The sequence below is a fragment of the Catenulispora sp. EB89 genome (assembly GCF_041261445.1).
GTDB lineage: Bacteria > Actinomycetota > Actinomycetes > Streptomycetales > Catenulisporaceae > Catenulispora.
Map to the genome: position 1 here is coordinate 1 of NZ_JBGCCU010000027.1, position 23379 is coordinate 23379.

Sequence of the window (23379 nt, forward strand, 5' to 3'; positions counted from 1 at the left end):
CGCTGCTGTGGTCCGGTTTCGTCCGGCTTGACCCCGCCAGTCCGGGATGGTTGTGCAAGCACCGCCGACAGCGACGAGGGATCCGGGACAACCCCGCCTGTGGGAAGGATTCCCGCGCCCTTGGGCGCGCCACGTCACCACCCGCAGGTGTGCGCAGTGACTCGGACCCGCGTGCGGTCGTGCCCAGCAACACCCGCCGGTCGCCAGCGCGTCGCCAGGCAAAGAAAACGCCTTTGACTGTCAGCCCACAAACAAACCGCACCCGCCGCACCCACACATCAAGCAGGAGCGCCTAAAAGCCCGACCCACCGCCGCTCGCACTAAGCATCCGTGTTCACATACTCGACCCCTGCGACCGGCCCGCTCTCCACCAACTGCCCCTTGCGCAGCACCAGCGCGTCATCCGCCATCCGCCGCACCTGCGCGGCGCTGTGGCTCACCAGGATCGCGGTCAGCCCGCCGCCGAGCAGCCCGCACAGCGTCTCCTCCACCGCGGTCGCGGCCTCCGGGTCCAGCGCGGATGTCGGCTCGTCCAGCAGCAGTACCTCCGGGCCCACCGCCAGTGTGCGGGCCAGGCACACGCGCTGGCCCTCGCCGCCGGACAGGCCCTCGGTCGGCCGGTCGTAGAACTCCTCCGCCAGCCCGACTCGCTTCAGCAGCCCCAGTGCCTCGTCGTCGGTCAGTGCCGGGGCGCCGACCCGCAGTTCCTCCGGCACTGTCGCCGTCACCAGGACCGGACGCTGCCCGACCAGGCCCACCCGCCGGCGCAGCGCGAGCACGTCGAGCGTCTCCAGCGGGGCGCCGTCCAGCAGCATCGTGCCGCTGCTGGGGTCATCGAGGCGGTTGAACAGTCGCAGCAGCGTCGTCTTGCCCGCGCCGCTGGGACCGACCAGGGCCGTGCAGCGCCCCGGGGCGATGGTCGCCGTCACCCGGTCGATGATCAGGTGCCCGTCGCGCTCGACGGACACCTCGCGCAGATCGAACCGGCTCACGCCTCGAACCTCCCGCTCGTCATCTGGTGCGTGGTGCGGAATCCGAGGCGTGCGTAGACGCGCCGCGCGGGTTCGTTCGGGTGCCAGTGGCCGAGGGCGCAGAAGCCGTCGCCGTTCGCCAGCGAGCGGCGGGTCAGCCAGGCCGACACCGCCTTCCCGAGGCCCTGGCCGCGCGCCTCCGGCCGGGTACCGATCGACGCCAGGTAGCCGTTGCCGCCGTCGCGCCGGCAGTACGCGCCGCACGCCAGCAGGGCCCCCTCCGCGTCGCGCACCACGCCCCAGGCCTGGATCGCCTCCCAGCCCGGCTTCGCCGAGTGCGAGGGGTTCGCGACCTTCAGGAAGCCGGCGATCTCGGCGTCGGCGGCGGGGGAGGGCAGCATCTCCGTCACCCGCTCCTCGCCGGGGACCGCCGGCAGCTCGACGCCCCAGGCCGGGTCGAACGCCATGAAGTCCCACGTCTCCGGCTCCGAGAAGGCGAACGCCGCCAGGTCCGTGCCGCGCGGCACGGAGAAGCCGTACGGCCGCCGCGGCAGCGTCTCCAGCGCCTGCCGCAGCAGTGCGCCGGCGGTCTCCGGCGTGCCGATCACGGTCAGCCAGTCCACCAGGCCGGGGCCGTCCGCCGACCCGCCGAAGGCGAAGCCGCCGTCGGATGCGACCCAGCCCACGCCCTGCTGCTCCAACGACTCCTCCGGGGCGGCGTCGGAGCGCAGCAGGTAGTCGCCCCCGGCGACCGCGAACAACTCCTCGGCCGACTCCACGCGCCGTATCACGGGTTCCGTCATGGCGATCATTGTGACGGACTGGTCTGACGGACGGCGCTGTCAGACCGGGGCGCTAAGGTCGTGACGTGGAGCAGCTGGACTTGTTCGAGGAGGCGGGCACCGAGAAGGCCAGGATCGCGGCCCCGCTCGCGGTGCGCATGCGCCCGCGCGTGCTGGACGAGATCGTCGGGCAGAAGCACCTGCTGCGCTCTGGCTCGCCGCTGTGGCGCCTGGTCAAGGCCGGTGACGGGGTCACCGTGCCGGCCTCGATCCTGCTCTGGGGCCCGCCCGGCACCGGCAAGACCACGCTGGCCTACGTCCTGGCCAACGCCACCGACCGCACCTTCGCCGAGCTGTCCGCGATCAACGCGGGCGTCAAGGAGGTCCGGGCCGTGGTGGACCGGGCCAAGCGCGAGCTCGGGATGTACGGCCGCGAGACGCTGCTGTTCCTCGACGAGATCCACCGCTTCTCCAAGGCGCAGCAGGACTCCCTGCTGCCCGCCGTGGAGAACCGCTGGGTCACGCTGGTCGCCGCGACCACCGAGAACCCGCACTTCTCCGTCATCTCCCCGCTGCTGTCCCGCTCGCTGCTGCTGACGCTGCAGCCGCTGACCGAGGACGACGTCCGCGAGGTCGTCCACCGCGCGCTCGCGGACGAGCGCGGCCTGGCCGGCAAGGTCACGCTCCCGCCGGACTCCGAGATCCACCTGCTCCGGGTCGCCGGCGGCGACGCCCGGCGCGCGCTGACGGCCCTGGAAGCCGGGGCCGCCGGGGCGCTCGCGGCGGCCAAGGGCGAGGTCCCGGCCGAGCTCACGCTGGAGATCCTGGAGCAGGCGGTCGACCGGGCCGCGGTCCGCTACGACCGCGACGGCGACCAGCACTACGACGTCGCCAGCGCCTTCATCAAGTCCGTGCGTGGCAGCGACGTGGACGCGGCGCTGCACTACCTGGCGCGCATGGTCGACGCCGGCGAGGACCCGCGCTTCATCGCGCGCCGTCTGGTGATCTCCGCCAGCGAGGACATCGGCATGGCCGATCCCAGCTCGCTCCAGGTCGCGGTGGCCGCCATGCAGGCCGTCTCCTTCATCGGCTGGCCCGAGGCGCAGATCACGCTGGCGCACGCGGTCATCCATCTGGCCCTGGCGCCGAAGTCGAACTCCGCCGTGAAGGCCATCGGCGCCGCGCTCGGGGACGTGCACAAGGGCCTGGCCGGCCCGGTGCCGCCGCATCTGCGTGACGCTCATTACTCCGGTGCCCAGTCCCTCGGGCACGGGAAGGGCTACCTCTACGCCCACGACGTCCCCGGCGGCGTGGCCGCGCAGCAGTATGCGCCCGACGCCGTGAAGGACCGCCGCTACTACGAGCCCACCAGGCACGGCGCGGAGGCCCGCTACTCCGACGTCTACGACCGTGTCAGGGCCATGCTGGACGGCACCGGCTCCGGCAGCGATCCCGCCCCCGGCGGCGAAGCCTCCTGACACGCCGACGGGGCGACGCCGTCGAGCCCCGTGCCGCAGAGCTGCCGCCGCGCGATAGGGTGCTGTCTCCAAACGTAAAGCGTTTCGTCAATACCTATAACAAACTTTCAGGGAGTCCCTGGTGTCCGCTGGCGCGATTGTCGGACTGGTGTTCGCGATCTTCTTCGCGATCGGAGTGTGCTTCTTCGCCTTCGTCCTGGTCCGCGTGGCCGAGGTGCTGAAGGAGACGACCAAGCTGGTCGCCGGCATCACCCAGGAGACCGTCCCGCTGTTGAACGAGATCACCGACACGGTCAAGAACGGCAACGCCCAGCTGGTGAAGGTCGACCACATCACCGACAACGTCGAGACGATGTCGAAGAACGTCTCCGGACTGGTCTCCACCGCCACCTCGGCGATCGGCGGACCGCTGGTGAAGGTGGCCTCCTTCAGTTATGGGGTGCGCGCGGCCATCACCTCGCGCAAGAATGAGGACGTGGCCAAGCGGGTCAAGGCCGAGCTGAAGGCGGACCGCAAGGCCCGTCGCGCCGACAAGAAGAAGGGATGACGGGCCGATGTTCACAGGAACTGTGCGCCGCCTCTTCTGGGTGTCCATGGGCGCGACCGCGGGTGTGCTGGTGTTCCGCAAGGTCACCGCGACCGCGAAGGAGCTGACACCGGCGGGCATCGCCGACCGGGCCGCGGTCTCCGGCGGCGGTCTGCTGGACTCGGTCAAGGAGTTCTTCGAGGACGTGCGCGAGCGGGCGCACGACCGCGAGGAGGAGCTGAACGTCGCGCTGGGCATCGACGTGCCCCCGACCACCGACCGTGACCCGGAAGGCGACGGTTTCTCCAAGAAGGCGCGAGCTATCTAGGGCCGGTCGCCGCCCTGCTCGGCCGAACCGGCCCACCCCGACGCCCCGTCATCACTCGCGGCGCCAGGGTCGTTGCCCGACTCGCGCCGCATTTCCTAGAAGGCTGACAAGCTCATGGAATCCGCGGAGATCCACCGCCGCTGGCTCGACTTCTTCCAGAAGAAGGGCCACACGGTCGTCCCGTCGGCGTCGCTCATCTCGAACGACCCGACCACCCTGCTCACCATCGCGGGCATGGCCCCGTTCAAGCCGTACTTCCTCGGCGAGCAGCCGGCGCCCTGGCCGCGCGCGACCTCGGTCCAGAAGTGCGTGCGCACGCTGGACATCGAGGAGGTCGGCAAGACCACCCGGCACGGCTCGTTCTTCCAGATGTGCGGCAACTTCTCCTTCGGGGACTACTTCAAGGAGACCGCCATCCCGATGGCGTGGGAGCTGTGCACCACGCCGGTCGACCAGGGCGGCTTCGGCCTGGACCCGGACAAGATCTGGGTCACCGTCTACCTCGACGACGACGAGGCCGAGGAGATCTGGAAGAAGGCGGGCTTCCCGGCCGAGCGTATCCAGCGCCTCGGCATGAAGGAGAACTACTGGTCGATGGGCGTGCCCGGGCCCTGCGGCCCGTGCTCGGAGCTCTTCTACGACCGCGGCCCGGAGTTCGGCGAGCCCGGCGGCCCGGCGGTGAACGACGAGCGCTACATGGAGTTCTGGAACCTGGTCTTCATGCAGTTCGAGCGCGGCGCGGGCGGCGACAAGGGCGGCTTCCCGATCCTCGGCGAGCTCCCCAGCAAGTCCATCGACACCGGCCTCGGCCTGGAGCGCCTGGCGACGATCCTGCAGGGCGTCAACAACCTCTACGAGATCGACACCTCGCGGGCGATCCTGGACAAGGCGGCGTCGATCGCGGGCGTCACCTACGGTGCCGAGACCAAGAACGACGTCTCGCTGCGCGTGGTCACCGACCACGTGAAGACCGCGACCATGATGATCGGCGACGGCATCACGCCGGGCAACGAGGGCCGCGGCTACGTGCTGCGCCGCCTGATGCGCCGCGCGATCCGCAACATGCGGCTGCTCGGCGCGCACGGCGCGACCATCAAGGACCTGACCGAGACCACCATCGAGGCGATGGGCCCGGCCTATCCCGAGCTGATCGCGGACTCCTCGCGCATCATCGCGGTCGCGGTCGCGGAGGAGACCTCCTTCCTGCAGACGCTGCGCACCGGCTCGGCGATGTTCGAGACGGTCGCGGAAGAGGCGAAGAAGTCCGGCAGCGCGGTGTTCTCCGGCGACCAGGCGTTCAAGCTGCACGACACCTTCGGCTTCCCGATCGACCTGACCCTGGAGATGGCGTCCGAGGCGGGCCTGAGCGTCGACGAAGAGGGCTTCCGCCGCCTGATGAAGGAGCAGCGGGACCAGGCGAAGGCGGACGCGCGGGCGAAGAAGACCGGCCACGCGGACATGTCGGCGTACCGGGAGCTGCTGGACGCGGCGGGCCCGTCGGCGTTCACCGGCTACCACGAGGTGTCCTCCGAGGGCCTGCTGAAGGCGATGCTGGTCAACGGCCAGGTCGGCAGCTCGGCGCAACCCGGCGACGAGGTGGAGCTGGTCCTGGACCGCACCCCCTTCTACGCGGAGGGCGGCGGCCAGCTCGCGGACCACGGTCTGATCCGGCTCGGCAACGGCGCGCTGGTCGAGGTCGTGGACGTGCAGAAGCCGGTCGGCGACCTGATCGCGCACCGGGCGATCGTGCGCGACGGCGAGGTCGTGCTGGGCACCGAGGCGTGGGGCGAGGTGGACACCGCGCGGCGCGCGGCGATCTCCCGCGCGCACACCGCGACACACATGGTTCACAAGGCGTTCCGCGAACTGCTCGGCGAGACCGCGACCCAGGCGGGCTCGGAGAACTCGCCCGGCCGCTTCCGCTTCGACTTCGCGTCCCCGGGCGCGGTGCCGCACTCGGTGCTGAACGACGTCGAGCAGCGGGTCAACGAGCTGCTGATCGACGACCTCACGGTCACCGCGCAGGTGATGAGCCAGCCCGAGGCCAAGGCGATGGGCGCGATGGCGCTGTTCGGCGAGAAGTACGGCGACCGGGTCCGCGTGGTCTCGGTCGGCGAGTGGGCGCACGAGCTCTGCGGCGGCACGCACGTGGACAACACCGGCCGCCTCGGCCTGGTGAAGCTGCTCTCGGAGTCCTCCATCGGCTCCGGCGTGCGCCGCGTCGAGGCGCTGGTCGGCACCGACGCGTACCACTTCCTGGCGCGCGAGCACGTCCTGGTGGCGCAGCTCGCGGAGGTCGTGAAGGCGCGGCCGGAGGAGCTGGTCGAGCGGGTCGGCGGCATCATGACCAAGCTGCGGGACGCGGAGAAGGAGATCTCCGCGCTCAAGGCGGGCCAGCTGCTGCAGATCGCGGGCTCGCTCGCGGACGGCGCGACCGACGTGCACGGCGTCGCGGTGGTCACGCACCAGGCGCCGGACGGCGCGTCCGCGGACGACCTGCGCAAGCTGGTGCTGGACGTGCGCGGCCGGCTCGGCACCCGCCCGGCGGTGGTCGCGGTGGCGGCGAGCGCGGGGGAGCGGCCGGTGGTGGTCATCGCGACCAACGAGGGCTCGCGCGGGCTCGGCCTGAAGGCGGGCGAGCTGGTCCGCTCGGCGGCGAAGACCCTCGGCGGCGGCGGAGGCGGCAAGGACGACGTCGCGCAGGGCGGCGGCACCGACGTCACGGCGATCCCGGCGGCGCTGGAGGGTGTCGGCCGCGCGGTGGCGGAGAAGGTGGCGGCGTAGGCTCCGGACACGCCAGTTCCAGGCCCGGGACCGGGATCCGGTCCCGGGCTCTGTCACCGACGGTGATTCGTACCTTGTCATGTGGTGTCCGGCAAATCGGTTTATCGGCGCCGGAGGCGACAGCGGAGGCCGGAACCGGGTACGGTCACGGACGCGTCACGGTTGGAGTGGGCCGTGCCCGGGCGGAAGGAGGACCGCGGATCATGGAACTGCCGGAGGTCCCGGAACCGTCCCCGCAGCGCGAGATGCGCCGCGGCGTGCGGCTGGGGGTGGACGTCGGCACAGTCCGGATCGGCGTCGCCTCCTGCGACCGCGACGGCCTGCTCGCCACCCCGGTGGAGACGGTGAAGGCCGAGCCGCGCCGGGGCTCCCTGGACCGCCTGGCGGCCCTGGCCGCCGAGTACGAGGCCTTCGAGGTCGTGGTCGGCCTGCCGCGCTCGCTGTCCGGCGGCGAGGGCCCGGCCGCGGCCAAGATCCGGGCCTACGCCCGGGATCTGGCCCGCCGCCTGGGTCCGCAGCGTCCGGTCCGGCTCGTCGACGAGCGGCTCTCCACGGTCACCGCGACACAGGGTCTGCGCGCCTCGGGCGTCAAGGCCAAGAAGGGCAGATCGGTGGTAGACCAAGCGGCCGCCGTGGTTATCTTGCAGAACGCACTTGATGCCGAACGGATGTCCGGACGTCCGCCCGGCACGATGGTCCAGCTGGAGGACGGCAACTGATGAGCGACGGCGATTGGCGATACGGGGGCGACGCGCCTCAGGGGCGGGGCCGCCGGAGGGCCGATGCACAGCCGTCGGATCCGTATGGGCAGGATCCGTCGTCGTACGACCAGGAGCAGGACCAGCAGGGTCAGCAGGGCCAGCAGCAGTCCGGTTACGACCGGGGCTACGGCCGGCAGCAGGGTTCGTACGGTCAGCAGGGGTACGGACAGCAGCAGGGTGCTTACGGTCAGCAGCCGGGCTACGGACAGCCGGGTCAGCAGGGCCAGCAGGCCGGGCAGGCCCCGCAGGGCCAGGCCGGCCAGCAGGACCAGTACGGTCAGCAGCGCGGCTACGGCCAGCAGCAGCGCGGGTACGGCCAGCCGGGCCAGCCGGCCGCGCCGATCCCCGGCCAGCAGGGGCAGCCCGGCGGCGGCACGCGCGGCTACGGCCAGCCGCCGCAGCAGGGGCAGTACGGCCAGCAGGCGCAGGCGCCGCAGGGCTACGGCCAGCAAGGGCAGCCGGGCCAGCCGGGCCAGCAGGCCCAGCCGGGTTACCAGCAGCCCGGCTACGGCCAGCAGGCGCCGCAGGGCTACGGCCCGCCGGCCGCGGCGCCGGACGCCGGCGCCCCGCGCGGCGGCCGCCGCGCCGCCCGCCCGGGCCCGAAGGTCGTGCAGAGCGAGGTCATCGACCCCTACGCGCAGCCGTCGCAGGACCCTTACGGCGCCGGCCGCGGGACCACCACGACCGCGGCGGACCCGTACACCGACGACGGCTGGGGCGACACCGGAACCTCGACCGCCGGCTCCACCCCCGCCGACGACGGCTACGCCGAGCACGGCAGCGAGGGCTGGGACGACGGCGGCCGGGCGAGCCGCTCGCGCGGACGCCGGGGCGGCCGGGGCCGTCGCGGCGCCGCCGAGGAGGAGTACGCGCAGAGCGGCTACGAGCAGGGTTACGACCAGGGCGGCGGCGACTGGGGCGACCAGGACGGCTTCTTCGAGGAGCAGCCCCCGCGCCGCCGCGGCGGCAAGCTGCGGGCCTGGGCGCCGCTGTTCGTGCTCGTCGGTATCCTGAGCCTGTTCGGCGGCTGCATGTACGCCGGCTACTCGTACTACAAGGGCAAGTACGGTCCGGCCCCCGACTTCACCGCGGCGGCGAACTGCGCGGCCGCCGCGAAGGTCCCGGTCGACATCCCCCGCGGCGCGACCGGATCGCAGATAGCGAACGCGCTGGTCACCGCCGGCGTGGTCAAGAGCGCGCGGGCCTACGTCAACGCGGCGAACCAGAACCAGGGCTCCTCCGGCATCACCGCCGGGACCTACTCGATCTGTCCGTCGATCTCCGGCTCCAACGCCGTGCTGGAGCTGTTGAAGAAGTCGAACCTGTCCGACGCCTCGCAGATAATCGTGACGTCGCACGAGTGGGCCAAGGACGTGGTCGCGAGCCTGATCGACAAGCGCAAGTGGAAGCAGGCCGACTTCGACGCGGCGGTCTCGGGCAACACGATCGGGCTGCCGCCGTGGTCGGTGGACTCCGGGACGCACCAGTTCACCATCGAGGGGATGCTCGAGCCGGGCACGTACTCGCTGACGTCGTCCGACACGCCCAAGAGCGTGCTGACACAGATGGTCACGAACCGCATGGCGTACCTGAACAGCATCAACTTCGTGGCCAAGTCCGCGACGCTGACCTGTGGCACCGCCAAGTGCACGCCGGAACAGGTGCTGACTGTCGCCTCGATCGCCGAGGGCGAGGTCACCGACCCGACCGACGGCGCCCGGGTCGCCGAGGGCGTCTACGCGCGTCTGAAGGCCAACGACTACCTGGGCGTCGACTCCACGGCGCTGTACATGATCGGCCACCTCGCCGGCGGCAAGCTCCCGAGCGCGGCCCAGGTCCAGGACCCGACCAACCGCTACTCGACCTACGCGCCGCACCACGGTCTGCCGCCGACGCCGGTCTACCTCACGTCGGACGACATGATCAAGGCCGCGCTGGCGCCGACGCACGAGGGCGACTACTACTGGTGCGTCACCGCGACCGGCACGAACTTCTACACCAAGTACGAGCAGTCGCAACGTGACAAGGCCTGCGCCGCTTCGCAGTGAGGACCTTCGCAGTGAGGAACCCGACCTGATCCGCCACGCCGCCGTCCTCGGCAGCCCGATCGCGCACTCGCTGTCCCCGGTCCTGCACCGGGCCGCGTACACCGCGCTCGGGCTGACCGACTGGACCTACGACGCGCACGACGTCGACGAGGCGTCGCTCCCGGACTTCCTGTCCGGCCTCGACGCCTCCTGGGCCGGCCTGTCCCTGACCATGCCCCTCAAGCGCGCGGTGATCCCCCTGCTCGACGAGGTGAGCGCGACGGCCCGCGCGGTCGAGGCGGTGAACACGGTGCTGTTCGCTGCGGACGGCTCCCGCACCGGCACCAACACCGACGTGCCAGGCCTCGTCAACGCCCTGGCCGAACGCGCCGTGACCGAGGCCGCCTCGGCGGCGGTCCTCGGCGCCGGCGCGACCGCGTCCTCGGCCCTGTCGGCCCTGTCGGGCATCGCCAAGAGCGAGGTCGAGGTCTTCATCCGCAACCGAGCCCGCGACGCCGAAATCCACGCGATCGCCGAAGCGGTCGGCACCCCGATCCGCATCCGCGACTGGAAAGACGCCCCGGCGGCGTTCGAGCACGAACTCGTGATCAGCACCACCCCGACCGGCGCGACCGACGACCTCGCCCAGGCGGTCCCACCGACCCCCGGCACCCTCTTCGACGTGCTCTACCACCCCTGGCCCACCCCCCTGGCCGCCGCCTGGACGGCCCACGGCGGCGCGGTCCTCGGCGGCCTGGACCTGCTGGTGCACCAGGCGGTGCTGCAGGTGGAGCTGATGACCGGCCGCGCGCCGGCGCCACTGGCCGCGATGCGGGTCGCGGGGGAGGCGGCGCTTTCGGCTCGCTGAGGGGCGATCGCGGCGGCTGCTCACATCGGTGCGGCGCGATGTTGGTGGGATGGAGCTGATGTCCGGCCGAGTACTGGCGCCGTTGGCGGCGACGCGGAGTACTGGGAAGCAGTGCTTTCAGCTGCTGGCCCGCACAGCGGTCACCGTGACCGTCGCGTACTCCACCACGAACTCCCCGCCGGCCGCGTCCACCTCCGCGCCGATCGCCTTCTGTAGCGCGGCTACCTTCTGGCGCGGCAGCAGCGCGTGGCCGCCGAATGTCGGGAACAGGTCCACCCACTCGGCGCTCGTGTATGTGCGCTGCCATTCGTCGCGCCACTGGTCGGCGGGTTCGAAGCCTGCTTCGTGCAGGCGGTCGGCGGTGCTGGCCAGGAGTGGTGCGTAGATGTCCTTGCTGAACTGGGCGCCGCCGGTCTGGAAGGTCGGCATCTCCGGCCGGAGTTCGGCGTAGACCTTCGCGAACGCCGTCGCGAGGTCCGGCGGCAGCTGGAAGGCGTTCCAGAACAACGCGATCCGGCCGCCGGGTCGCACGACGCGTGCCGCCTGCGCGGCGCCCGCCACCGGATCGACCCAGTGCCAGGTCATTCCGGCGGTCAGCGTGTCGAAGACACGGCCGGCCGGGTCCCAGTCCTCGAACTTCGCGATCTCGACGCGCAAGCCGCGTTCGGCCGCGTATGCCGCCATGCGCTTGTCCGGCTCGACGCCGGTGACCTCGCAGCCGGCGGCCTGGAACTGTCGGGCGGCGATGCCGGTGCCGCAGCCGACGTCCAGCACGGTGCGACCGGTCCGGCCGGCCACGATGCGGTCGATCAGCGCGCGCGGGTAGTCCGGCCGGGCGCGGTTGTAGCGCTCGGGGTCGTCGCCGAACGACTCGGCGATCGGCGTGCTCGGCTGCTCAGGCGGGGTGTCTCCGGCTATAGTGGTCATGCGCCCACTCTAATGGGCGCCCGCCCACTCCGCCAGGAAGGACCCGCCGTTGCCCACCGGCATCGCCATCCGCGACCCCCGCCGGCAGCTCTTCGACGCCGCCGAGCGGGTCCTGCTCGGGGCCGGCCCGGCCGCGCTGACCAGCCGTGCGGTCACCGACGAGGCCGGCGTGGCCAAGGGCGTGCTGCACCGGCACTTCGCCGACTTCGACGCCTTCCTCGCCGACTACCTCATCGAGTGCGCGCGCCGGGTCGCCGAGCAGGACGAGCGCCTGCGGGCCCGCGCCGGGCAGGGCGATCTCGCCGACAACCTGGCCGAGGCGCTGACCGACTTCTTCGGCTCGGTGGCGCAGCACGTGCTGGTGCTCGTGACCTTCCGCGACGGGCTCCGGGCCCGGCTGCGCGCGGCCGGCGTCCCCGGCCTGCCGGTGCTGACCGAGGGCACGCGCATGGTCGTCGGCTACCTGGAGGCCGAGCGCGCTCTGGGCCGGCTGCCGGCCGGGTTCGATCCCGAACTCAAGACGCTGATGCTGGTCGGGTCCACGCAGCTGGCCGCCGCCGGGCGCGACGACGGGCCGCCGTCCTTCGGCGAGGTCCGGCGGTTCGTCGTCGAGGCGTTGGGCCTGGGGTAGTTCAGAGTTCAGCTGGTGGTGCCGGTGCTGTTGCCGGTCGAGCTGGTGGGACCGGTCCCGGTCCCGCCGCCGCTCGGCGTGCAGGCGACGTCGACGGATCCGGCGCTGGTCGTGCCTCCGGACGTGCCCGGCGCGCTCCAGGTGATGTCGACCGTGCCGGACAGCCCTTTCTGGGCGCGCTGGTCGTCCCAGACCTTGAACTGATCCGACACGGAGCCGTCGTGCGCGGTGATCGTCGCGCCGCCCCCGACTGTCCCGCCCGCGGCGCCGCCGGCCCCGCCGCCGGCCAGGCGCCAGTGATAGGTGATCGGCACCGTGCCGCCGGCCGGCAGCCCCGCGACGGTGAACGTCACCGTCCCGGTCGGCAGATCAGCGGGCGGACACGGCCCGTGGTACTTGCCGTTCGCTATGGCCGCGTCTGCCGAGACGGTCACCGCGACGCTCGGCGGAGTCGTCGGCCCTGTGCTGCCGGGTGGCGTGCTCGGAACCGTCGTCGACGGCGGCGGCGGATAGCTGGGGCCCGGCCCGGTCGGGCCCGGGCTCGACAACGGCAGGCCGATCGGCGTCGCCGACGACAGTGGCGCCGTGACCGTCGTCGTCGCGGAGGTCGGCGAGGTCGGGCCGCTGGTCGCCGTCTTCGCCGGAGAACTGCTGTCCGCGCTGCTCGAACCGGGTGTCGGCGCGCCTCCCGCAGCCAGCCCCGGCGACGAATCGTCGGTCACCGACGACGAGTCGGTCGGCGTCACGACGAGCTGCCCCGACGGTCCGGTGGCCGCCGCCGCGTGCTTCCCGGGGGCGAACGCCACCGCCGCCACCACCGCGCCGATCACCGCGATCGCGGCCGCGGCGAGCCCGGCCTTGGTGCCGCGCCCCATCCCCTCGCCGTCCTCGTCCGACGAGTCCGACGAGCCGTCCTCCCGGTACCAGATGGTCTGACCGTCCGACGCCCCGGCGACCGCAGCCGCTCCGGCACCAGCCCCGGCCACCACCGGCAGTACGCTCGTCGGCGCCTCGGCAACGGCCTCTTCCTCAGGAATCGTCGCCACCGTCGCCACCGCCGCCACCGCCGCCACCAGCGCCGCCAACTCCCACCGCCCGCGCTCCTCCCACTCCATCCCGAACTCCACGACCGCGGCCGCTTCCAGCTCGGCGAGGAAGTCCGCCGTATCGGCCGGCCGCTCCACCGGCGTCTTGGCCAGCCCCTGCGCCAGCAGCGGCCGCACCGCGGCGGGCACGTCGGCCACGGGTATCGGCGCCGCGCGGTGCAGCGTCTGCAGCTCGAACACGGAATCCGCCGCGTACGGCACCCGTCCCGTCAGGCACTCGTAGAACGTCGCCGTGACCGCGTACATGTCGGTCACCGACCGCGGCGTCGCCCCCTCCCACAGCTCCGGCGCCATATAAGAAGGCGTACCGGCCGCCGGCATCATCGCCTCGGTCCGTACGGCGAGGCCGAAACCGCCCACCGCGCCGACCCCGTCGGTGCCGATCACCACGTTCGACGGCTGGTAGTCGCGGTGTACGACGCCGACCTCCTGCGCCGCGCCGAGCCCGGCCAGCGACGCCTTCAGCACCGCGAGCGCCGCCTCCGGCGTCAGCGGGGCCGAGGTCGCGAGCACCCTCCGCAGTGTCGCGCCCTCCACCGCCTCGCTGATCAGCGCGACCGCGGCGGCGGTCTCCACCAGCTCGCGCACCCGCACCACGTTCGGGTGCGCCAGACTCGCGAGCCGTTCCGCCTCGTCGCGGAAGCGCTCCCGGAACGCCGGGTCCGAGCACAGCTTGGCACCCGGGTACGTGATCGTGACCCGGTCGCCGCTCGCGTCGTGCACGGCCTCGACGATCCGGCCGGTCTCCCCAGTGCCGAGTACCCGGGTTTCGGTGTACCCGGGAACCGTCCATCCGGCCAACGCGCCTCCCAGTTGAATCGCTGCAGTTCACCAGCCACGCCCGAGATTGCGCGGTTACCGTATCAGCCTGTGTACAGGTTGCGAATAACTTCTTCGATGTCTGCGTCCCGGATGGAGACGTCGAGCAACTCGTAGCGCGCCGCGATCGCGGCCACCAGAGCCGCCGCGTTCGCCTCGGCGGGGAACGCCAGCCACTGCCGCGGGCCGTCCACGCGCGTCACCTTCGCCCCCGGCACGTCGATCGCCGGGCCCGGCGCGGCCAGGTCCACGACCAGCGTCCGGTCCGGGGCCACCCGGGCCCGCAGCGCGGCCAGCTCGCCGTCGTAGGCGACGGTCCCGTGGTCGATGACCACCACCCGGCGGCACAGGAGCTCGATGTCGTCCAGGTCGTGGGTGGTGAGCAGGATCGTCGTGCCCTGCTCCCGGTTCAGCTCGGACAGGAACTCGCGGACCACCGCCTTGCTGGTGACGTCCAGGCCGATCGTCGGCTCGTCCAGGTAGAGCACGGCCGGGTCGTGCAGCAGCGCCGCGGTCAGGTCGCCGCGCATCCGCTGGCCGAGGCTGAGCTGGCGCACCGGGGTGTCGAGCAGCGGCTCCAGTTCGAGCAGGCCGACGTAGCGCTTGAGGTTGGCCGCGAAGCGCGCGTCCGGGACGGAGTACATGCGGTGCAGCAGCGCGAAGGAGTCGCGCAGCGGCAGGTCCCACCACAGCGTCGTGCGCTGCCCGAAGACCACGCCGATGCGCCGCGCCAGCTGCTTGCGGTCCCGGATCGGCTCCAGCCCCGCGACGCGCAGCTTCCCGGCCGAGGGGGACAGGATGCCGGTGAACATCTTGATGGAGGTGGACTTGCCCGCGCCGTTGGGCCCGATGTAGCCCAGCAGCTCGCCCTCGGCGACGGACAGGTTCAGGTCGCGGACCGCCTCGACGGTGGTCCGCTCCCGTTTCAGGCGGCCGGCCTTCTTGCGCAGCGTGTAGGTCTTCGACAGGTTCTCGGCTTCGATGATCGGTTTGGAAACACAGATCACGGCGGTCAGCTCCCGGTGGATCGGTGGTGGCGCAGCGCGGCGCGCCAGGCGAGCAGGGCCAGGCCCCACAGGGCGGCGGCGAACAGCGGCCCGGCGAAGCGCAGGACCGAGGGCGTGCCGAGCGGGTCGGCGTGGCCCAGGACGTAGAGCGTGGGCTGCCAGTTCACGTAGGCCAGCGGGAGACCGAAGGTCAGGAACAGCATCAGGTTCCGGCCGTAGAGGGACAAGGGGTAGGAGGTCATGAACTGGCCGCCGTAGGTGACGCTGTTCATCACCTCCGAGGCGTCCGCCGCGACGATCTGGAAGGCCCCGACCAGGATCCACACCGCGCCGAAGACGGCCACCCCGACCAGCAGCGTGTAGGGCACCATCGCGACGCGCAGCAGCGTCCAGTGCACCGGCGCCTCGGCCACCCCGATCGCCAATGCGGCATACGCCGGGACCAGCGGTGCCAGGCGCCGCGGTGTGAACTGGTCGGCGAACACCTGCGGCAGCACTCCGACCGGCCGCACCAGCAGGCTGTCGAAGGTGCCCAGCCGGATGCGGTCGGCCAGATACTCGGTCCCGGTGAACAGCAGGTCGCTGGTGAAGAACGCGGCCTGCGCGGTCCCGTAGAGGTACAGGGCCTCCGACAGCGAGAAACCGCCGATCGAGCTGACGTTGCCGAACACGACCAGGATGCCGAGCAGCTCCAGGCTGGCGGTGACGCCGGAGTTCAGCATCGTCAGCACCATGGAGGCCCGGTACTGGAGCGCGGACCGGGCCCACATGCGCGCGGTCAACATATAGGTCGCCACGACTCCCGGCGGCCTCCGCTCGAAGCGGTTCTCGAACCGGTACTCGGCACGGGCATCGAAGCGCGGCTCCGGCTCCATCCGCGGCTCAAGATGCGACTCAGCCACCCTGGACCACCACCCGGTGCCGGGCCCGCCGCGTGACCAGCCGCCCGGCCAGCAGCAGCGCCACCGCCCACCCGGCCTCGAACAGGTACGCCCCGCCGACCGCGGCCCCGGTCCGCTTGCCGAGGAACACGTCCGCCGGCAGCTGCACCAGCGAGGCCCACGGCAGCATCCGCGCCAGGTGCCCCAGCCACCCGGGAAAGAGCACCAACGGCACGATCATGCCGCCGAGGAAGGAGGTGAGGACGTTGGCCAGCCCGGTCACGCCCTTCTCGTCGAGCAGCCAGAACGCGGACATCGCCGCGAGGTAGCGCAGCGCGAAGCTGACGACCGTCCCCAGGAACACCGCCACCAGGAACGCGGCCCAGACCCGCGGATCCTCGGGCACGTGCAGGTGGAACAGCAGCCCCCCGATCACGAAGGGCACGACACTACGCCCGAGCAGCGCGAACCCCGCACGCCCCAAATCGGTGGCCAACCAGTAGTTCTGGAAGTCGACGGGCCGGAACAAGTCGGTCCCGATGTCCCCGGAGCGCACGCGAGCGGGGATGTCGAGCCCATTGGCGAGCAGCGACATCGGCCCGATCATGGCCTGCGCGAGGAAGACATAGGTGAGCGCGTCGGCCAGGCCATAGCCGCCGATGGTCGCCCGCTGACGCCACACGGCGGTCATGATGAAGGCCTTGATGACACCGAACACAGTGTTGGCGAGCACGCCGCCGAACAACGCGCCGCGGTAGGTGAGGTAGCGCCGGAAAGCTTGTCGGGTGATCAGGGCATAGACGACCAAGGGTCCTGTCCTTCCGAGGGCGAACTTGGCACTGTGCCAGCGCCCGGCTGCGCTACGCAACGGGATTTGCCGGAGCGGAGCTACGGCGCCGGCCGCGAGGCCGCTGGTTTTCGCTTGTAGACCGTCAGCCAGCTGACAACGTCGCGCGGTGACCGGCGCCGCCGGCCCGGCTCCACGGCACCTCGTGCATGGTTTTCACACAGTGGGGGTTGTCCCGGATCCCTCGTCGCTGTCGGCGGTGCTTGCACAACCATCCCGGACTGGCGGGGTCAAGCCGGACGAAACCGGACCACAGCAGCGTGTGATGCGGCTTTACCCCGCCAGGCCGGGATGGTTCCCTTTAGGGCGACGTCAGCGACGAGGGATCCGGGACTCGGCGACCAACATTCGGACCGCCGCCGAGGCGGGGGGTTGGGGATCCCTCAGAGTCTCGAGTGCCCCCGCCGGAGGCGCCTGCTTTTGACTTCAGGCACCCACCACACGCGGCCGCCGCCCGCCCACCTGACGTGTGCGCAGTGACTCGGACCGGTGCGTGGTCGTGGACACGAACACCGCCGGCCGCCAGCGCAACCTGCGGCGCACCACCGAACTGCGTCCCCCCGCGAGGTCATCAAACCTTAGGCGAAGCCGTAAAAAGCCTCTAAAACCAAAGAACTAACCGCCGCCTGCCCACAAACCGCAGCACCGCCCGACCCGCCGGGTGCAAGTTAGACCACAACCACCCCTTCATATATGTATAGCGCGCGCCGCCGGCACCCTCCACCACCCCCGCCGCCTCCGCCCCACCCAACCCCCACCCCCGCCACCACCGCCGCCGACATCACCGCCCCTGCCACCACCGCCTCAGCGGCTCCCGACCCGACCCCCGCCGCGACCGCCACCACCGTCCCAGCGCCTGCCGACCCGACGGCCCCCCCGCCGCGCCCGCTGCCTCCGCCCCTCGCCACTGCCCCCACCACCACCCCAGCGGCTGCCGACCCCACCGCCCCCACCGCCCCCGCCCCACCCCCGTCCACTCCCCGAACCCCGTCCGGCTCGCCAATCGAGACGTGGAAGAATCGGCCCATGTCGCTACGCTGGCTCACCGCAGGTGAATCCCACGGCCCCGCCCTCACCGCGGTCCTCGAAGGACTCCCGGCCGGAGTCCAGACCTCCACCAAGGCCATCACCGACGCCCTCGCGCGCCGTCGCCTCGGCTACGGCCGCGGCGCCCGCATGAAGTTCGAGCAGGACCAGGTGACCATCCTCGGCGGCGTGCGCCACGGCCTCACCCAGGGCGGCCCCGTGGCGATCCAGATCGGCAACACCGAGTGGCCCAAGTGGGAGACGGTGATGGCCGCGGACGCGGTCGACCCCGAGGTGCTGGACGCGCAGGCCCGCAACGCGCCGCTGACGCGGCCGCGCCCCGGCCACGCGGACCTCGCCGGCATGCAGAAGTACGGCTTCGACGACGCCCGCCCGGTCCTGGAGCGCGCCTCCGCGCGCGAGACCGCGGCGCGCGTCGCGCTCGGCGAGGTGGCGCGCGAGTTCCTGCGCCAGGCCATCGGCGCCGAGATCGTCTCGCACGTCGTCGGCATCGGCGGCGCCGAGTCCCCGCGCGACGCCGTCCTGCCGCGCCCGTCGGACGTCGACAAGCTCGACGCCTCCCCGGTGCGCTGCCTGGACCCCGGTGCCGAGGCGGCGATGATCGCCGAGATCGACCAGGCGCACAAGGACGGCGATACCCTCGGCGGCGTCGTCGAGGTGGTCGTCTACGGCCTCCCGCCGGGCCTGGGATCGTACGTGCAGTCCGACCGCCGCCTGGACGCCCGGCTCGCGGGCGTGCTCATGGGCATCCAGGCCATCAAGGGCGTGGAGATCGGCGACGGCTTCCTGCTGGCGCGCATCCCCGGCTCGCAGGCGCACGACGAGATGGAAGCGGTCGCCAACGACCCCCTTGCCGTGCGCCGCCGCACCGGCCACAGCGGCGGCACCGAGGGCGGCATGTCCACCGGCGAGCTGCTGCGGGTCCGGGCCGCGATGAAGCCGATCGCGACCATCCCCAAGGCCCTGGGCACCGTCGACACCGCCACCGGCGAGTCGGCCGTTGCCCACCACCAGCGCTCGGACGTCTGCGCGGTCCCGGCGGCCGGCGTCGTCGCCGAGGCGATGGTCGCGCTGGTGCTGGCCGACGCGGTGCTGGAGAAGTTCGGCGGCGACTCGGTCAAGGAGACCCGCCGCAACTACGAGTCCTACCTCGCGAGCCTGCCGGTGCAGATCGCCGGCCCGCAGCACGGACCGGGGGCGCAGGCGTGAGCCCGGTCGTCGTCCTGGTCGGGGCCCCGGGCTCCGGCAAGTCCACCGTCGGCCGGCTGGTCGCCGACCGGCTCGGCGTCGCCTTCCGGGACTCCGACGAGGACATCGAGACCGCGGCCGGCCGGCAGATCTCCGAGATCTTCGTCGACCACGGCGAGCCGCACTTCCGCGCGCTGGAGAAGGCCGCGGTGCGGGAGGCGCTGGCCGCCCACGACGGCGTTCTGGCCCTCGGCGGCGGCGCGATCCTCGACGCCGACACCAGGATCCTGCTCAAGGAGCACCGCGTGGCCTTCCTGGAGGTGACGCTCTCCGACGCCGCCTCCCGGGTCGGCCTCAACCGCGACCGCCCGCTGCTGCTGGGCAACGTGCGCGGCACCCTGCTCAAGCTCATGGACGAGCGGCGTCCCCTCTACGAGGAGGTCGCCGTCCTGACCGTCCGCACCGACCGCGAGCCCGAAGAGGTCGCGGCGGAGATCGTCGACAGCCTGGAAAGCCTGGGGAAGCAGCAGTGAGCTCCGAAACGGCGGGCCCCGAGACCCGCATCAAGGTCGCCGGCGAGGCGCCCTACGACGTCGTCGTCGGCCACGGCCTGCTCGGCGAGCTGCCCGGCATGATCGGTCCCAAGGCCGCGCGGGTGGCGATCGTGCACCCGCGCGCGCTGGCGGCCACCGCCGAGGCGGTCCGCGACGACCTCATCGAGCACGGCGGCTACCAGGCGCTGACCGTCGAGGTCCCGGACGCCGAGGAGGCCAAGTCGGTCGAGGTCCTGGCCTACATCTGGGAAGTGCTCGGCAAGTCCAACTTCACCCGCACCGACGCCGTCGTCGGCCTCGGCGGCGGCGCCACCACGGACCTGGCCGGCTTCGCCGCCGCGACCTGGCTGCGCGGCGTCCGGGTGGTGCAGATCCCGACCACGCTGCTGGGCATGGTGGACGCCGCGGTCGGCGGCAAGACCGGCATCAACACCGCCGAGGGCAAGAACCTGGTCGGCGCCTTCCACCCGCCGGCCGGCGTGCTGTGCGACCTGGACACGCTGCAGACGCTGCCCGCCAACGACTTCGTCGCGGGCATGGCCGAGGTCGTCAAGTGCGGCTTCATCGCCGACCCGGAGATCCTGCGGCTGGTCGAGTCCGACATCGAGGGCGCCAGGCGCTTCGACGGGCCGCACACCCGCGAGCTGATCGAGCGCGCCGTCGCGGTCAAGGCCGACGTGGTCTCCTCCGACCTGAAGGAAGCCGGCCGCCGCGAGATCCTGAACTACGGCCACACCCTGGGCCACGCCATCGAACGCAACGAGCGCTACCGCTGGCGGCACGGCGCGGCGATCAGCGTCGGCATGATCTTCGCCGCCGAGCTCGGCCGGGTCGCCGGCCGCCTCGACGACCCGACCGCGGACCGCCACCGCGAGATCCTGACCGCCCTCGGCCTGCCGACCGGCTACGACGGCCACGCCTGGCCGAAGCTGCTGGAGACCATGCGCGTGGACAAGAAGTCGCGCGCGGACATGCTGCGCTTCATCGTGCTCGACGGCCTGGCCAAGCCCGGCGTGCTGGAGGGCCCGGACCCGGCGCTGCTGGTCGCGGCGTACAGCGAGGTCGCCGAAGAGCCGAGCGCCGGGGGAGTGATCGACCTGTGAGCGAGCAGAGCGAGCACAGCGCGCGACACGAGCCGAACCAGCCCCGCAAAGTCCTGGTCCTCAACGGCCCCAACCTCGGCCGCCTCGGCAGCCGCGAGCCCGACGTCTACGGCTCGGTCTCCTACGCCGGTCTGGTCAAGGCCTGCGAGGCGGCCGGCGCGGAGCTCGGCTTCGCGGTCGAGGTGCGCGAGACCAACGACGAGGGCGAGATCGTGCGCTGGCTGCACGAGGCCGCCGACGGCCGGCTGCCCGTCGTCATCAACCCCGGCGCGTTCACGCACTACTCCTACGCCATGCGCGACGCCGCCGCGCAGCGCACCGCGCCGCTGATCGAGGTGCACATCTCGAACCCGTACGCGCGCGAGGCGTTCCGGCACACGAGCGTCATCGCGCCGGTGGCCAGCGGGACCGTCGCCGGGTTCGGGATCAACTCCTATCTTCTGGCGCTAAGAGCCCTGTCTGAGCTGCCGGAGTGAACGGAGCTTCGTACTGTAGAGGGCATGACCGCTGACCGTACCGCCGCCGGACCCGCCGCCATCGCACCCGAGGCCTACGCCACCCGCCGCGAGCGGCTGCGGGCCCGGCTGGAGGCGGTGGACGCGGACGCCGCGCTGGTCACCAAGCTGGTGAACGTGCGCTACCTGACCGGCTTCACCGGGTCCAACGGCGCGGTGCTGGTCACCCGCGGCGGCGCGGTGTTCTGCACCGACTTCCGCTACGACACCCAGGCCGCCTCCGAGGTGCCGGACGTGGAGCGGATCATCGTCCGGCACTGCGCCCCGGCGCTGGTCGAGCGGGCGGCCAAGGACGGGCTGCGGCGGATCGCGGTGGAGGAGCACGAGATCACCGTCGAGGAGCACCGGCAGCTGTCCGCCGAGCTCACCGCGGCGGCGCCGAGCGCGCGGCTGGTCGGGCTCGGCCACGCGGTCGAGGAGCTGCGCCGGGTCAAGGACGAGAGTGAGATCGCGCTCATCCGCGAGGCCTGCGCCATCTCCGACCGGGCGCTGGCCGAGCTCACCGAGTCCATCCTGATCGGGCGCACCGAGCGGCACATCGCGCAGGAGCTGGAGCGGCGGATGACCGACCACGGCGCCGACGGCCGGGCCTTCGACACGATCGTGGCTTGCGGCCCGAACTCCGCGGTCCCGCACCACCGGCCCGGGGAGCGCCGGGTCGGCGAGGGCGAGTTCCTCAAGATCGACTTCGGCGCGCTCTACCAGGGCTACCACGCCGACATGACCCGCACCTTCGTGGTCGGCCGGGCCCCGGCGGACTGGCAGGTCGAGGTCTACGACCTGGTCTTCGCCGCGCAGAAGGCCGGCCGGCAGGCGCTGGCGCCGGGCGCGCGGTGCGCCGACGTGGACGCCGCGGCGCGCGCCGTGATCGAGGCCGCCGGCTACGGCGAGTACTTCGGCCACGGGCTCGGACACGGCGTCGGCCTGGAGATCCATGAGGACCCGAGGCTGGGCGCGGGTCTGCCGGGTACACTGGATGATCGCACTCCGGTGACCGTCGAACCCGGGGTCTATCTGCCGGGCCGCGGCGGTGTCCGCATCGAGGACACCCTGGTGGTCCGGCCGAAGGCCGAGGGCGGTCCGGAGCTGCTCACCATTACCACCAAGGAACTGCTGGTGCTGTAGGCCGCCGGAAGCGGTCTGACTCGCCGGGGCCGGCAGTCGGGAAGCAGGAGTACACACCGACGTGGCGTCCACAAACGAACTCAAGAACGGCATGGTCCTCAAGATCGACAACCAGCTCTGGTCTGTCGTGGAGTTCCAGCACGTCAAGCCCGGCAAGGGCCCCGCCTTCGTGCGCACGAAGCTCAAGGCCGTGCTCTCGGGCAAGGTGGTCGACCGGACCTTCAACGCCGGCATCAAGGTCGAGACGGCCAACGTCGACCGCCGCGACATGCAGTACCTCTACAAAGAGGGCAACGAGTTCGTGTTCATGGACACGGACACCTACGACCAGCTGCACATCTCCGGCGACACCGTCGGGGACGCGGCCAACTACATGCTCGAGGGCACCATGGCTCTGGTCGCCACCAACGAGGGCACGCCCCTGTACGTGGAGCTCCCGGCCGCGGTCGAGCTGGTCATCCAGTACACCGAGCCGGGTCTGCAGGGCGACCGCTCCACCGGCGGCACCAAGCCGGCCACGTTGGAGACCGGCCACGAGATCCAGGTCCCGCTGTTCCTGACCACCGGCGAGAAGGTCAAGGTCGACACCCGCGACGGTTCCTACCTCGGCCGCGTCAGCAGCTGATGGCCTCACCGCGCAGCAAGGCCCGCCAACGGGCCCTGGAGATCCTCTTCGAGGCGGATCTGCGGGGCATCGACCCGCGCACGGTACTGGCCGACACCCAGGCGCGGGTGCGCGCCCAGGGGCCCGAGGGCACGATCCCGGCCGTGCAGCCGTACGCGGCCACCCTGGTCGAGGGCGTGCTGGAGCACGTGGACAAGATCGACGACCTGCTCGACGAGCACAGCGAGGGCTGGGCTCTGGACCGCATGCCGACCGTGGACCGCAACGTCCTGCGGATCGGCGTGTACGAGCTGCTCTGGCAGGCCGACGTGCCCGACGCGGTGGTCCTGGACGAGGCGGTCTCGCTGGCGCGGCTGATGTCGACCGACGAGTCGCCGCAGTTCGTCAACGGGCTGCTCGCGCGGATAGCCGAGGTCAAGGACAGCTTGAAGCGGTAGGCAGGTCCTACTGCCTGCCGCCCGAACGATGGAGGGCCCGTC

22 protein-coding genes are annotated in these 23379 nt (G+C 71.9%); 15 read left to right on the top strand and 7 right to left on the bottom strand.

Annotated features, from left to right (window positions below; translation table 11 throughout):
- Positions 1-320 precede the first annotated feature (320 nt).
- Positions 321-992, bottom strand: coding sequence for an ATP-binding cassette domain-containing protein (locus ABH920_RS39580; protein ID WP_370354445.1), 672 nt, complete (start codon positions 990-992; stop codon positions 321-323).
- On the bottom strand, positions 989-1774 hold the full coding sequence (locus ABH920_RS39585; RefSeq protein WP_370354446.1) for a GNAT family N-acetyltransferase: 786 nt from the start codon (positions 1772-1774) through the stop codon (positions 989-991). Before ABH920_RS39585 ends, ABH920_RS39580 begins: the two co-directional genes overlap by 4 nt.
- 65 nt (positions 1775-1839) lie before the next feature.
- On the opposite strand from ABH920_RS39585, the gene ABH920_RS39590 reads away from it, so the two are divergent.
- The 7 genes from ABH920_RS39590 (at position 1840) to ABH920_RS39620 (ending at position 10525) form a co-directional block, all read left to right on the top strand.
- Positions 1840-3231 (top strand): replication-associated recombination protein A, encoded by a 1392-nt coding sequence (locus ABH920_RS39590; RefSeq protein WP_370354447.1) that lies wholly within the window; start codon positions 1840-1842, stop codon positions 3229-3231.
- Between the two features lie 121 nt (positions 3232-3352).
- Positions 3353-3778 (top strand): DUF948 domain-containing protein, encoded by a 426-nt coding sequence (locus ABH920_RS39595; protein WP_194907910.1) that lies wholly within the window; start codon positions 3353-3355, stop codon positions 3776-3778.
- A gap of 7 nt (positions 3779-3785) precedes the next feature.
- Positions 3786-4085 (top strand): hypothetical protein, encoded by a 300-nt coding sequence (locus ABH920_RS39600; RefSeq protein ID WP_370354448.1) that lies wholly within the window; start codon positions 3786-3788, stop codon positions 4083-4085.
- Between the two features lie 114 nt (positions 4086-4199).
- Positions 4200-6869: an alanine--tRNA ligase gene (alaS, locus tag ABH920_RS39605; protein ID WP_370354449.1), complete on the top strand. Its 2670-nt coding sequence runs from the start codon at positions 4200-4202 to the stop codon at positions 6867-6869.
- Positions 6870-7114: 245 nt separating this feature from the next.
- Positions 7115-7588, top strand: coding sequence for a Holliday junction resolvase RuvX (gene ruvX, locus ABH920_RS39610; protein WP_370354591.1), 474 nt, complete (start codon positions 7115-7117; stop codon positions 7586-7588).
- A complete protein-coding gene (gene mltG / locus ABH920_RS39615; protein ID WP_370354450.1) occupies positions 7588-9678 on the top strand; it encodes an endolytic transglycosylase MltG in 2091 nt (696 codons plus the stop codon). Before ruvX ends, mltG begins: the two co-directional genes overlap by 1 nt.
- Positions 9650-10525 (top strand): shikimate dehydrogenase, encoded by an 876-nt coding sequence (locus tag ABH920_RS39620; protein ID WP_370354451.1) that lies wholly within the window; start codon positions 9650-9652, stop codon positions 10523-10525. The genes mltG and ABH920_RS39620 overlap by 29 nt, the downstream gene beginning before the upstream one ends.
- Positions 10526-10642: 117 nt before the next feature.
- Here the strand turns inward: ABH920_RS39620 and ABH920_RS39625 are convergent, their stop codons facing one another.
- On the bottom strand, positions 10643-11452 hold the full coding sequence (locus tag ABH920_RS39625; protein WP_370354452.1) for a class I SAM-dependent methyltransferase: 810 nt from the start codon (positions 11450-11452) through the stop codon (positions 10643-10645).
- Positions 11453-11501: 49 nt separating this feature from the next.
- On the opposite strand from ABH920_RS39625, the gene ABH920_RS39630 reads away from it, so the two are divergent.
- A complete protein-coding gene (locus tag ABH920_RS39630; RefSeq protein ID WP_370354453.1) occupies positions 11502-12083 on the top strand; it encodes a TetR/AcrR family transcriptional regulator in 582 nt (193 codons plus the stop codon).
- Positions 12084-12091: 8 nt separating this feature from the next.
- On the opposite strand, the gene ABH920_RS39635 is transcribed toward ABH920_RS39630, so the two are convergent.
- The 4 genes from ABH920_RS39635 to ABH920_RS39650 form a co-directional block, all read right to left on the bottom strand.
- Complete coding sequence (locus tag ABH920_RS39635; RefSeq protein WP_370354454.1) at positions 12092-13990, bottom strand: serine/threonine-protein kinase; 1899 nt, start codon at positions 13988-13990, stop codon at positions 12092-12094.
- Between the two features lie 62 nt (positions 13991-14052).
- The gene (locus ABH920_RS39640) at positions 14053-15015 is read right to left on the bottom strand and encodes an ATP-binding cassette domain-containing protein (protein WP_370354455.1); all 963 of its coding nucleotides are present in this window, start codon (positions 15013-15015) and stop codon (positions 14053-14055) included.
- Between the two features lie 5 nt (positions 15016-15020).
- Entirely contained in the window at positions 15021-15917 is an 897-nt protein-coding gene (locus ABH920_RS39645) for an ABC transporter permease (protein ID WP_370354456.1), read from the bottom strand.
- Positions 15910-16704, bottom strand: a complete 795-nt coding sequence (locus tag ABH920_RS39650) for an ABC transporter permease (protein WP_370354457.1) — start codon at positions 16702-16704, stop codon at positions 15910-15912. Before ABH920_RS39650 ends, ABH920_RS39645 begins: the two co-directional genes overlap by 8 nt.
- A 1065-nt stretch (positions 16705-17769) precedes the next feature.
- Between ABH920_RS39650 and aroC the strand changes: the two genes are divergently transcribed.
- The 7 genes from aroC to nusB all read left to right on the top strand — a co-directional run bounded on the left by aroC (position 17770) and on the right by nusB (position 23337).
- The gene (gene aroC, locus ABH920_RS39655) at positions 17770-18999 is read left to right on the top strand and encodes a chorismate synthase (protein ID WP_370354458.1); all 1230 of its coding nucleotides are present in this window, start codon (positions 17770-17772) and stop codon (positions 18997-18999) included.
- Positions 18996-19511, top strand: coding sequence for a shikimate kinase (locus ABH920_RS39660; RefSeq protein WP_370354459.1), 516 nt, complete (start codon positions 18996-18998; stop codon positions 19509-19511). The genes aroC and ABH920_RS39660 overlap by 4 nt, the downstream gene beginning before the upstream one ends.
- On the top strand, positions 19508-20635 hold the full coding sequence (gene aroB, locus ABH920_RS39665; protein WP_370354460.1) for a 3-dehydroquinate synthase: 1128 nt from the start codon (positions 19508-19510) through the stop codon (positions 20633-20635). The genes ABH920_RS39660 and aroB overlap by 4 nt, the downstream gene beginning before the upstream one ends.
- Positions 20632-21111 carry a type II 3-dehydroquinate dehydratase gene (gene aroQ / locus ABH920_RS39670; RefSeq protein ID WP_370354461.1) on the top strand — a complete coding sequence of 160 codons (480 nt, stop codon included), beginning with the start codon at positions 20632-20634 and terminating at the stop codon, positions 21109-21111. Before aroB ends, aroQ begins: the two co-directional genes overlap by 4 nt.
- 24 nt (positions 21112-21135) lie before the next feature.
- Positions 21136-22275 (top strand): aminopeptidase P family protein, encoded by a 1140-nt coding sequence (locus ABH920_RS39675; RefSeq protein WP_194907958.1) that lies wholly within the window; start codon positions 21136-21138, stop codon positions 22273-22275.
- 61 nt (positions 22276-22336) lie between these two features.
- Positions 22337-22900 (top strand): elongation factor P, encoded by a 564-nt coding sequence (efp, locus tag ABH920_RS39680; RefSeq protein WP_370354462.1) that lies wholly within the window; start codon positions 22337-22339, stop codon positions 22898-22900.
- Positions 22900-23337, top strand: a complete 438-nt coding sequence (gene nusB / locus ABH920_RS39685) for a transcription antitermination factor NusB (protein ID WP_370354463.1) — start codon at positions 22900-22902, stop codon at positions 23335-23337. Before efp ends, nusB begins: the two co-directional genes overlap by 1 nt.
- The last annotated feature ends 42 nt before the right edge of the window (positions 23338-23379 follow it).